This is a genomic window from Serinibacter arcticus, from assembly GCF_004786095.1.
GTDB lineage: Bacteria > Actinomycetota > Actinomycetes > Actinomycetales > Beutenbergiaceae > Litorihabitans > Litorihabitans arcticus.
The window spans coordinates 275,297-285,710 of the sequence record NZ_RHPJ01000004.1 but is presented as its reverse complement, the minus strand read 5'-3'; the positions used below and the strand labels follow the sequence as shown (position 1 = coordinate 285,710).

11 protein-coding genes and 1 rRNA gene are annotated in these 10,414 nt (G+C 73.2%); 8 read left to right on the top strand and 4 right to left on the bottom strand.

All coding sequences use genetic code 11. The features are described from left to right. Nucleotides 1-168: 168 nt before the first annotated feature. Nucleotides 169-286: ribosomal RNA gene (gene rrf / locus SERN_RS14200) — 5S ribosomal RNA — on the top strand. Nucleotides 287-467: 181 nt separating this feature from the next. Here rrf and SERN_RS14195 read toward each other — a convergent pair. Further along, complete coding sequence (locus SERN_RS14195) at nucleotides 468-626, bottom strand: LuxR C-terminal-related transcriptional regulator (protein WP_269846162.1); 159 nt, start codon at nucleotides 624-626, stop codon at nucleotides 468-470. Nucleotides 627-911: 285 nt separating this feature from the next. Next, nucleotides 912-2,744 (bottom strand): dolichyl-phosphate-mannose--protein mannosyltransferase, encoded by a 1,833-nt coding sequence (locus SERN_RS14190; RefSeq protein WP_158292674.1) that lies wholly within the window; start codon nucleotides 2,742-2,744, stop codon nucleotides 912-914. 74 nt (nucleotides 2,745-2,818) lie between these two features. On the opposite strand from SERN_RS14190, the gene rsmI reads away from it, so the two are divergent. Next, entirely contained in the window at nucleotides 2,819-3,799 is a 981-nt protein-coding gene (rsmI, locus tag SERN_RS14185) for a 16S rRNA (cytidine(1402)-2'-O)-methyltransferase (protein ID WP_135850799.1), read from the top strand. Nucleotides 3,800-3,806: 7 nt separating this feature from the next. Here rsmI and SERN_RS14180 read toward each other — a convergent pair whose 3' ends face one another. Next, nucleotides 3,807-4,379, bottom strand: coding sequence for an isochorismatase family protein (locus tag SERN_RS14180; RefSeq protein ID WP_135850798.1), 573 nt, complete (start codon nucleotides 4,377-4,379; stop codon nucleotides 3,807-3,809). Between the two features lie 71 nt (nucleotides 4,380-4,450). On the opposite strand from SERN_RS14180, the gene SERN_RS14175 reads away from it, so the two are divergent. The 4 genes from SERN_RS14175 to SERN_RS14160 all read left to right on the top strand — a co-directional run bounded on the left by SERN_RS14175 (nucleotide 4,451) and on the right by SERN_RS14160 (nucleotide 8,014). Beyond that, nucleotides 4,451-5,638, top strand: a complete 1,188-nt coding sequence (locus tag SERN_RS14175) for an aminotransferase class I/II-fold pyridoxal phosphate-dependent enzyme (protein WP_135850797.1) — start codon at nucleotides 4,451-4,453, stop codon at nucleotides 5,636-5,638. Between the two features lie 61 nt (nucleotides 5,639-5,699). Next, complete coding sequence (locus SERN_RS14170; protein WP_135850796.1) at nucleotides 5,700-6,254, top strand: DinB family protein; 555 nt, start codon at nucleotides 5,700-5,702, stop codon at nucleotides 6,252-6,254. Between the two features lie 56 nt (nucleotides 6,255-6,310). Further along, nucleotides 6,311-6,724: a hypothetical protein gene (locus SERN_RS14165; protein ID WP_135850795.1), complete on the top strand. Its 414-nt coding sequence runs from the start codon at nucleotides 6,311-6,313 to the stop codon at nucleotides 6,722-6,724. Between the two features lie 60 nt (nucleotides 6,725-6,784). After that, entirely contained in the window at nucleotides 6,785-8,014 is a 1,230-nt protein-coding gene (locus tag SERN_RS14160) for a PQQ-dependent sugar dehydrogenase (RefSeq protein WP_135850794.1), read from the top strand. A gap of 34 nt (nucleotides 8,015-8,048) precedes the next feature. Here SERN_RS14160 and SERN_RS14155 read toward each other — a convergent pair whose 3' ends face one another. After that, complete coding sequence (locus SERN_RS14155) at nucleotides 8,049-8,795, bottom strand: DeoR/GlpR family DNA-binding transcription regulator (RefSeq protein ID WP_135850793.1); 747 nt, start codon at nucleotides 8,793-8,795, stop codon at nucleotides 8,049-8,051. Nucleotides 8,796-8,873: 78 nt separating this feature from the next. Here SERN_RS14155 and SERN_RS14150 point away from each other — a divergent pair, with 78 nt between their 5' ends. Both SERN_RS14150 and SERN_RS14145 read left to right on the top strand, forming a co-directional pair. Then, nucleotides 8,874-9,245, top strand: coding sequence for a DUF4406 domain-containing protein (locus tag SERN_RS14150; protein ID WP_135850792.1), 372 nt, complete (start codon nucleotides 8,874-8,876; stop codon nucleotides 9,243-9,245). Nucleotides 9,246-9,381: 136 nt separating this feature from the next. Further along, entirely contained in the window at nucleotides 9,382-10,395 is a 1,014-nt protein-coding gene (locus SERN_RS14145) for a hypothetical protein (protein ID WP_135850791.1), read from the top strand. Nucleotides 10,396-10,414 lie beyond the last annotated feature (19 nt).

Here is a 10,414-nt window from a genome sequence, read left to right as displayed (position 1 = left end):
AGCTGACCGGTACTAATAAGCCGATCACTTCACCACACCAACAAGCTCAAAATTGTTGCGACGCGTCCACTGTGCGGTTCCCGAACCACCAGCACACCCCAACCAGGCACACCCCTCACGGGTGATGCGCCCTGGTTGGGAGGGTTTGTGTTGATAGTTCCATAGAGTTACGGCGGCCATAGCGAGGCGGGAAACGCCCGGCACCATTCCGAACCCGGAAGCTAAGCCCCTCAGCGCCGATGGTACTGCCCTGGAGACGGGGTGGGAGAGTAGGACACCGCCGAACACCCATTAAGCCGAAAGGCCCCACACCCCCCGGTGTGGGGCCTTTCGCACACCCACAACACCCCCCCCAACACCGTCGGCACCCTCACCCACAGCCCCACACCCACCGGTGTGGGGCTTTCCTGCGTTCTGGGCCGTACCGTCCGTCCGCGCTCGGAATGGTGGTCCACCAGCGCCGCGGCTCACGCGCGCGTCGATCCGGGCGCGGTACGTCCGCCACCGACGCCCGCATCGCGGGAGATCGCTACCGCCTCCGCGCGTGAGGACGCGCCCAGCTTGAGCAGGACGGCCGAGAGCACGTTGCGCACGGTCTTGTTGGAGATGCCCAGCACCACCGGGATCCGGTGGTTGTCCCCGCGATCGTCAGGAGCCGCGACAGCATCAGCTGGTCGCAGTGCTCGATCATCAGGGCGAACGCCGTGGGGACGTCGGTTTCAAGGACGGGGGGCAGTGCCTGCCCCGTGACGAACAGCAGCGGGGCGACGACGGCGGCCACGACGGTGGGGTGTGAGGTGCGCATGGCACCAGGGTGGAGGGCCACCGTCCCGGGACATCAGGGGCCCATGTCCCGGACGGGGTGCCCCGCCGATCTCGACCCTGGTCCGGCAGCGCGAGGATTCGCGCGGTCAGACCCAACCGATGCGCAGGGACGAGATGTCCGGAACCCACATGTGCAGGCGCCAGTAGTCGTAGGGCACGGGCTGCCCGATCCAGATCGGGTAGAAGAATGCCGCCACGAGCACGGCGAGGCCCACCACACCACCCAGGATCCAGTAGCCGCGACGTCGCTCCCGTGCCGGTGCGCCCGGGGGAGCGAGGAGCTTCCCGAGCGCATAGGCCAGGGCGAGCGCCACGAACGGCGCGAACGCCACGGTGTAGAAGGTGAAGATGGTCCGGTTGGCGAACGGTGCCGAGTACGTGAACCACGGCAGGTACATCGCCGCGTAGCCCGCGAGGATCGCCCAGGCGCGCCAGTCGCGGCGGCGGAGCGCCCACCAGAGGACGACGAGCAGGGCGATCGCTCCGCCCCACCAGACGATCGGGTTGCCGACCGCGAGGACGACCTCGACGTCGCCGGTCTCCACCCCGTCGGCATCGGTGAGGCGCTGCCACGCGAACGACGTCGGGCGCAGCTGCAGGAGCCAGCCCGCGGGGTGGCTGGAGTACGTGTGCTCCGAGTCCAGCCCTCGGTGGAAGCTCCACATCTGCAGGTGGTACTGCCACCAGGAGTTCAGCGTGTCCGGCATCCAGGTGCGCTCCGGCGTCGCCGCGACCGCGTTGACGTTCTCCGCCCAGTGCCGGTTGTAGGCGTTGTCGCTGACGAACCAGCTGAACCAGCAGGCCACGTACGCGGCGACAGCGGCCGGCACGAGGGTGAGGAAGCTGGCGATGCCGTCCCGGACGAGCCCGGCACCGGCCCACAGGCGCACGCCGGCGGAGCGTCGCGCGAAGACGGACCACGCCACCGTGAGCAGTCCGAAGACGGCCACGGCGTAGATGCCCGACCACTTCACGCCGCACGTCATGCCCAGGAGGACGCCGGTCGCCACGAGCCACCAGCGCACGCCGAGTCGTGGCCCCCAGGGGTCCCTGAGGCGCCCGTGGGCGGCGAGGTCGTCGGCGACCCTGGCGGCGAGCCGCCGTCGGGACTGGTCACGGTCCAGCAGCAGCGTGCCGAACGCCGCCAGCACGAGGGTCGAGACGAAGATGTCGAGGATGCCGGTGCGGCTCATCACCAGGTGCATGCCGTCGACGGCGAGCAGCAGGCCCGCCGTCGCGCCGAGGAGCGTCGATCCGAGGAGGCGGCGTCCGATGCGCGCCACGAGGAGGACGCCGATGATCCCGGCGACCGCGCCCGAGATGCGCCAGCCGGCCATCGACTCGGTACCGAGCAGCCTCATCCCGATGGCGATGAGCCACTTGCCGAGCGGCGGGTGCACCACGTAGTCGGGTTCGGTCGACAGGCCGGAGTAGTCCCCGGACGCGAACGCCTCGTCCTGCTCGTCCGCCCAGTCGCCCTCGTACCCCAGGGTCAGCAGCGAGTAGGCCTGCTTCACGTAGTAGGTCTCGTCGAACACGATGCGGGCTGGCCGGTCGAGCGCGACGAGGCGCAGCACGGCGGCCACGGCCGTGACCGCGAGCGCGGCGATCCAGCCCCACAGGCGGCTGCCCTCCACCGTGCTGACGAGGCGCGGAAGCACGACGGCGAGGTGCTCCGCCGTCGTGCGAGGCTCGGGTGGCGCCGTGATCTCCGACGTCGGAGGCCCGTCGGTCGCGACGGAGACGGCAGTACCGGGTTCCCAGGCTGCGGCCTCGGCGTCGTGCGCGGCGCTCACCTCCGGCGCGGGCGACGACGACCGCGGTGCGGGGGAGGTCTGCGGATCGACGTCGAGGTCGCGCGGGGGCGGTCCGCCGGGCTCTCCGGGCAGCGTCGGTTCGGGGCGCGGAGCGTCGGTCACCCGGCCGAGTCTAGGTCGAGCGACCGCGACAGGCGCGGGAGCGCGGCGTGCGCGCAGCCGGGGAGAATGGGGTGATGAGCACCGACGGATCCACCCTCCCCGACGGCGAGCCGGTGGACGACGCGATCGAACCGGACGACCTCGAGCTCGACGGCGCCGAGGAGCCCGGGCAGGAGGAGCCGGGCCCCGACGACACACCCGCGGCGGCGGCCCGCTGGCGGGGCCTCGGACGCATCGTCCTGGCCGCGACCCCCATCGGCAGCTCGCGTGATGCGACCGAGAACCTGAAAGACCTCCTGGCGCAGGCGGACGTCGTCGCGGCCGAGGACACCCGGACGCTCCGCCAGCTCCTGCGACGCATCGGCGTGCACCCGAGCGGCGCCGTCGTCAGCTACCACGAGCACAACGAGCGCGAGCGGGCGGCCGAGCTCGTCGAGCGCGCGCAGGCGGGCGCGACGGTCGCGGTCGTGACCGACGCCGGGATGCCGTCCGTCTCCGACCCCGGCTTCCGGGTCGCGGCAGCGGCCCAGGCCGCCGGTGTGCGCGTCTCCGCGCTGCCCGGTCCCTCGGCGGTGCTGACGGCCCTCGCCGTCTCCGGACTGCCGAGCGACCGGTTCTGCTTCGAGGGGTTCGTCGCGCGCAAGGGGGGCGAACGCCGTCGGGCCTTCACCGAGCTCGCCGACGAGCGCCGCACGATGGTCTTCTTCGAGTCGCCCCACCGCATCGCCGCGACGCTGGCCGACATGGCGGAGATCTTCGGCGCCGACCGCGAGGTGGCCGTGTGCCGCGAGCTGACCAAGCCGTACGAGGAGGTCCGCCGCGGGGGACTGGCCGAGGTCGCCGCGTGGGCGGCCGACGGCGTCCGCGGCGAGATCACCGTGGTCCTCGCCGGGGTGAGCGCGAGCGCGCGCACGGTCACGGCGGCCGACGTCGCACCCGAGGTGCTCGAGTCCGTCGCGGCGGGGGAGCGGCTCAAGGACGCGGCCTCCGCCGTCGCCCTGCGTCATGGTCTGCCCAAGCGCGACGTCTACGAGGCGGCGCTCGCCGCGCGCTGAGGGCGCCTCAGGCGGCGGTGCTCGGCTCGAGCACGACGCCGGCGTCGGCCATCAGGTCCCGCGCGGACTCGCCCTGCTCCGCCGTGACCGGCGCGGTGAGGTCGGTCAGGACACGGACGGAGAGGCCCTCGTCGAGCGCGTCGAGCGCCGTGCGCAGCACGCAGTGGGACTCGGCGAGACCGACGACGTCGACCGCGTCCACCCCCGCAGCGACGAGCAGGTCGCCCAGGCCGACGCCGGCCTCGTCCGTGCCCTCGAAGCCGGAGTAGGCCGCGGCGTACTGGCCCTTGCGCACGCTGATGTCCGGGTTCAGGCCCGCGAGCACGGGGTGCAGCTCGGCCTCGTCGGTGCCGGCGACGCCGTGCGGCGGCCACGTGTCGATGAAGTCGGGGTCGTCGCTGAAGTGCGCCCCCGGGTCGATGTGCCAGTCCTGCGTGGTCGCCACGAGGGCGTAGTCGCCCCGGCGGGTCTCCGCGAAGGCGGCGATGGCCTCCGCGACGGCGTTGCCACCGGCCACCGGCAGGGCGCCGCCCTCGCAGAAGGTCGGTTGGACGTCCACGACGATCAGAGCTCGGGTCATGCCTCCAGGCTAGGCGCTCATCCCGTGGCTCGGTAGGGCACCCGGGCGCGCGGGGCGAGTACCGTGCGCGCATGGACTTCCGCCGCATCCAGGGTCTGCCCCCGTACGTCTTCACGATCATCGACGGTCTGAAGATCGAGGCGCGGCGAGCCGGGCGCGACGTCGTCGACCTCGGGTTCGGCAACCCCGACCTCCCCAGCCCGCAGATCGCCGTCGACAAGCTGGCCGAGGCCGCGCACAACACGCGCAACCACCGGTACTCCTCCTCGCGCGGCATCCCCAAGCTGCGCGAGGCCGTCACCGACCTGTACCAGCGCCGGTTCGGCGTCACGCTGGACCCCGAGCGCGAGATCATCTCCACGATCGGTGCCAAGGAGGGCTTCAGCCACCTGATGTGGGTGCTGCTGCAGCCGGGCGACACCGCGATCGTGCCGACGCCGAGCTACCCGATCCACATCTGGGGCCCGTACTTCGCGGGCGCCTCCACCCTGCAGGTCCCCGTCGGCGACGGCGACGACGGCAGCGGCTACGTCGACCGCGTCATCGAGGCGTGGGAGATGGGCGCGCCCAAGCCGCGCGTCGTGGTGCTGTCCTTCCCGCACAACCCGACGACGACGACCGTCGAGCTGGCCGACATGCAGCGCCTCGTGGACTGGGCGCGCGAGCGCGACGTCGCCCTCGTGCACGACCTGGCCTACGCCGACATGTGCTTCGACGGGTGGGAGCCGCCGTCGATCATGCAGTGCGAGGGGGCCAAGGAGGTCGCGGTCGAGCTGTACTCGCTGACGAAGTCCTTCTCGATGGCCGGGTGGCGCGTGGCGTTCATGGTCGGCCGCCCCGACGTGATCGCGGCGCTCACGCAGCTGAAGAGCTACCTCGACTACGGCACGTTCCAGCCGATCCAGATCGCCGCGACCGTCACCCTCAACGAGGCTCACGAGTACCCCGCCGAGCTCTCGCGGATCTACGAGTCGCGCCGCAACGCGCTGGTCGACGGGCTGGCGCGGGCGAACTGGGAGATCCACCGGCCGCGCGGCACGATGTTCGCGTGGGCGCGCATCCCCGAGCCGTACGCGGAGATGGGCTCCATCGAGTTCGCCACGCACCTCATGCGCGAGTGCGACGTCGCGGTCTCGCCCGGGGTCGGGTTCGGGGCGGGCGGTGACGACTTCGTGCGGTTCGCGCTGATCGAGAACGAGCACCGGATCGGGCAGGCGACCCGGTCGATCAAGCGGGGGCTCACGCGCCTGCAGGGCTGAGCCGCCTGTTGGTGGCCGGGTCTACGTTGGGCCCACCACCGGGACGAGAGGGGCTCCACCCATGAGCGACGACGCCACTGCCACCACGCCCACCACGCCTTCCACCGCCGCGGGCGACCCTGCTCCGCAGCCCCCGGGCAGCGAGAAGGGCGACCTCCTCGAGAGCCTGGCGAGGCACCGGTGGTTCCTCACCACCACCGCGCAGGGGCTGACCGACGAGCAGGCCGCGCTCACCCCCACCGTGAGCGAGCTCCACATCGGCGGCCTGATCAAGCACGTCACGTCGACGGAGCGCGGCTGGGTCGCGTTCATGACCGGCCGCGACGTGGCGGCGGCCGAGGGTGACTGGTGGGCGGGCCACCACATGCTCGACGGCGACACGCTCGCCGGACTGTTCGCCGACTACGAACGGTGCGCGGACGAGACGACGGCGGCCGTGCTCGCGCTGCCGAACCTCGACGGCACCCAGCCGCTCCCCGAGGCGCCCTGGTTCGAGCCGGGTGCCCGCTGGACCTCGCGGCGCGTGCTGACGCACATCGTGGCCGAGACGGCGCAGCACGCCGGTCACGCCGACATCATCAGGGAGACCATCGACGGCGCGAAGACGATGGGGTGAGGGGAGACGGGCGGCCGGGTGGACGCTCGGCCGCGCTGGTGCGGCAGGATGACTGCGTGACCAACGCGAGGAGTCGGGTGGCCGGGCGGGTGGCCGCCGCCGTGAGAGCGCTCGCGGCCGGGGGACTCGCCGTGCTGCTGCTCGCCGGATGCTCGGGGGACGCGGGTTCGACCGAGACCACGGCGTCGTGCGACCGGGGTGGCTGCACCGACATCCCGCTCGAGACGATCGAGGACGTCAGCGGTCTCGACCTGCCCGAGGGAACCGAGGTCGTGGAGTCGACCTACGACAGCTTCCAGGACTGGCACCTGGGCGCCACCCTGCTGCTGCCCGAGGGCGCGGAGGACCCGGTCGCCGCGAGCGAGGACGACTGGGACGGCGTCGCGGACGACGAGGGGGTCCACCGCACCGTCGAGGCGACCACGCAGGACGGCAGGACCACCCTGGTGATCGAGGTCTTCACGGTCTGACGCGCCCGGAGCCGGATCGGTCTCCTGGCGCCGCGGCGCGGTCGCGGGTGACCATGGGGGATGAGCCGACGCCGCACGACAGCCCTGCTCGCCGTCGCCGCCCTGGGGCTGACCGCCGCGTGCGCGCCCTCGGACGACGAGGGGACGACAGGGGCGCCGACGTCCACCGGACCGTCCGAGCCGCCCGCCGTCGCGCCGAGCGACGACGGCGCCACCACCGCTCCCACCGAGACGTCGTCGGCACCCGAGGCCGCGGCCACGGCGGCGCCGGTCGAGCAGGTGACGGTCACCGCGACGCTCGCGACCGGTCTCGCCGCCCCGTGGGGGCTGGCGGTGCTGCCCGACGGCGGCGCCCTGGTGACGCTGCGGGACGAGGCGCGCGCCGTCGTCGTGAGCTCCGACGGTGAGGTGCTGGACGTGACCGGTGCCGGCGCCGACCAGCTCGCCGAGCAGACCGCGCCGGGCGGCGAGGGCGGCCTGCTCGGGGTGGCCGTCCTCCCGGGCGGGACCGAGGCGTCGGTCGAGGTGGTGCTCTACCGGACGGGGCAGGACGACAACGCGGTGCTGCGCGGCACCCTGACCGGCACCGAGCTGGGCGACCTGACCCCGGTCGTGGAAGGGATTCCCCGAGCCCGGACGCACAACGGCGGTCAGGTGGCCGTCGGGCCGGACGGCCTGCTGTACGTCAGCACGGGTGACGCCGGGGAGCCCGACCGCGCGCAGGACCCCGACTCTCTCGGCGGCAAGATCCTGCGCGTCACGCTCGACGGCGAGCCGGCGCCGGACAACCCCGAGCCGGGCTCACCCGTGTTCTCGCTCGGCCACCGCAACGTGCAGGGCCTGGGGTGGAGCGCGGACGGGGTCATGTACGCGAGCGAGTTCGGGCAGAACACCCTCGACGAGGTGAACCGCGTGGTCGCGGGCGGCAACTACGGGTGGCCCCTCGTGGAGGGCGACGACGTCGCGGGCGGCGCGGACGAGGCGACCCTCGCCGAGCTGGTGGCGCCCGTCGCGACGTGGGCGACCGACGTCGCCAGCCCGAGCGGGCTCGCCGTGACCCCCGAGGGCGTGTGGCTCGCCGGGCTGCAGGGGCAGCGGCTGTGGCTCGTGCCGACGGGCGCGGACGGGGCCGCTGCGGCGGAGCCGCGGGACTTCCTGACCGGCGAGCTGGGTCGGCTGCGCGCCGTCGTCGCGGCGGGGGAGCGGGAGCTCTGGGTGCTGACGAACGCGACCGACGGCCGCGGAGACCCCGGGCCCGAGGACGACCGCCTCGTGCGCGTGACGTACTGACCGCGGCGCGGCGCGGCGCGTGGTCCGACCACGGCTACAGGACCGTGACCCCCGCCCTCCTTAGGGCACGGAGCTCGGGGTGGTCCTCGCCGTCGGACACGACCCCGGCGACCTCGGCCAGCGGCAGGACGTCGTGCGCCGAGGCCGCACCGATCTTCTCGGCGCTCGCGAGCACCCAGGTCTGCGCGCTGCGGGCCGCGAGGGCGCGCTTGGTCGCCGCGTCCTCCACCTCGCCGGTGGTCAGGCCTGCCGCCGCCGACACACCCGTGACGCCGAGCAGGAACACGTCGGCCCTCACGCGGGCGATCTGCTCGGCCGCCAGCGCACCGCCGACCACGAGCGAGTGGCGGTGCACGACGCCGCCGAGCATGACGATCTCGACTGCGGTGGTCTCGGCGAGCGCGACGGCGACGCTCGGACTGGGCGTGAGGATCGTCGCGCGCAGCGAGGCCGGGAGAGCGCGCGCGAGCGCGAGGGCGGTGGTCCCGCCGTCGAGCACGACCGTCGCGCCCGGTTCGATCAGGGCGACGGCGGTGCGCGCGACCCGCTCCTTGCTGGCGGTGGCGAGGGTGGTCCGCGCCAGGTAGGGCTGGGCGGCAGGAGCGGCCGGGAGCGCGCCGCCGTAGACGCGCTGCAGGAGACCCTCCTCCGCGAGGTCGCGCAGGTCTCGACGGATCGTGTCCTCCGACAGGCCGAGGTCCGCGGCGACGACCTTGGCGAGCACCTTGCCGTCGCGGGCGAGGACGGACAGGAGGTGGGCACGTCGTTCGGCGGTGAGCACAGGTCATCCTCGCAGTGTCATTGGCCTTGTTCGTTCCGAGTCTTGCACGGTTCTGCACGATTGTGGTCCACTGGGGCCATGACATGCCCCCAGCTCATCCTCATCGCCGGCCCCTACCGCTCCGGGACGGACGGCGACCCCGCCCGCATCGCCGCCAACCTCGCGGCGCTCGAGGCCGCGTCCCTCCCGATCTACCGTGCCGGCCACGTGCCGATGATCGGCGAGTGGGTGGCCCTCCCGATCCTGCGCGAGCGTGAGCTGGCGGGCGTCGACCTCGGGGGCGAGGACGTCATGTACGAGACGGCGTCGCGTCTCCTTCAGCACTGCGACGGCGTGCTGCGTCTGCCCGGGGAGTCCGCCGGCGCCGACAACGACGTCGCGATCGCGCACCGGCGGGGCATCCCGGTGTACACGTCCGTGACGGAGCTGCCGGGGTACGCGGGGGACTGAGCGCCTGCCGGGTCGTCGTTCGGCGACTGCGGCCTCGGCAGATCTACCACGAGAGGGACTGTCCCCAGGGGTGCCGTCCGCCGAGCCCTGTCCACAGGCGGCGGCACGCGGGGACCCCTGCTGCCACCCTTCGGCGATGCGACACCTCTCGGTCCTCCGACAGCGCCACGGCCTCGCCCGCGGGAACGAGCTCGGCCTGACCAAGCGTCAGCTGCGCCTGCTGGTCGAGCGCGGCGAGCTGAGATCGCCGGCGCGCGGGTGGTACGCGCTGCCCGAGGCGGATCCGCACACCACCCGGGCGGTGGCGCTCGGCGGTCGGCTCGCCTGCGTGTCCGCCCTCCGCAGCCACGGGTGCGACGTCCCCGGTGACGCCTCGGTGCTGCACTATGCGGTTCCGTCGCACCATCGCGTTCGACGGCGCGGTCCCGGCGTCCGGCACTTCGAGGACGTGGCCGACCACGGTGGCGCGTACGTGCAGCCGCTCCCCGACGCGTTGGTCCGCGCGATGCTGTGCCGTCCCTACCTGGAGGCGCTTGCGACGCTCGAGCTGGTCGCGAGGACCCGCGGCCCCGAGCTGCTCGAGGATGTCCTGCGACGCGTCGCCGCCGTGCGGTCCGGTCTCGCCGCGGACCTGGCGACCGACGTCGACCTGGCGAGCCGGTCCGCCGTCGAGACGCGCGTCCGCCTCGCGCTGCGCGCGGCCGGGCTGCACGTGGTCGCCGGTGCTCGGATTCCGGGGATCGGCGAGGTCGATCTGCTGGTCGAGGGCTGCGTGATCGTGGAGATCGACGGGTTCGCCTACCACGGTGACCGGAAGCAGTACCGGGCCGACCGCCGACGCGACCGCGCCGCCGCCCGGCTCGGCCTGGTCGTCCTCCGGTTCGCGTTCGAGGACGCGGATGCGGTCGCCGTGGTGGCCGAGGTGGCGCTCCACGTCGCCGCGCTGCGCCACCACCCGCACCAGCCGTTACGGTCCGTGCCACCCGCGGTGATCCACCAGCTGCGCGAGGTGGCCGCTCGCGGGGAGAACCGGTCGAGCTGGCGCGCCCGGAAGGCGGTGGGGGTGACGGGTGGGCGGATCGGGGGCGTCCCGTCGGACGGTGCGGCTGTCCCTTCGGCCGGTCCAGCTGCGACTGCCACGACCGGCTAGGGCTGTGACCTGCGGCTTT

Coding starts and splice junctions, on each gene's coding strand:
- SERN_RS14150 (WP_135850792.1), top strand. CDS start 8,874: ATGACATGCCCCCAGCTCATCCTCATCGCCGGCCCCTACCGCTCCGGG.
- SERN_RS14180 (WP_135850798.1), bottom strand. CDS start 4,379: ATGACCCGAGCTCTGATCGTCGTGGACGTCCAACCGACCTTCTGCGAG.
- SERN_RS14170 (WP_135850796.1), top strand. CDS start 5,700: ATGAGCGACGACGCCACTGCCACCACGCCCACCACGCCTTCCACCGCC.
- SERN_RS14160 (WP_135850794.1), top strand. CDS start 6,785: ATGAGCCGACGCCGCACGACAGCCCTGCTCGCCGTCGCCGCCCTGGGG.
- rsmI (WP_135850799.1), top strand. CDS start 2,819: ATGAGCACCGACGGATCCACCCTCCCCGACGGCGAGCCGGTGGACGAC.
- SERN_RS14175 (WP_135850797.1), top strand. CDS start 4,451: ATGGACTTCCGCCGCATCCAGGGTCTGCCCCCGTACGTCTTCACGATC.
- SERN_RS14145 (WP_135850791.1), top strand. CDS start 9,382: ATGCGACACCTCTCGGTCCTCCGACAGCGCCACGGCCTCGCCCGCGGG.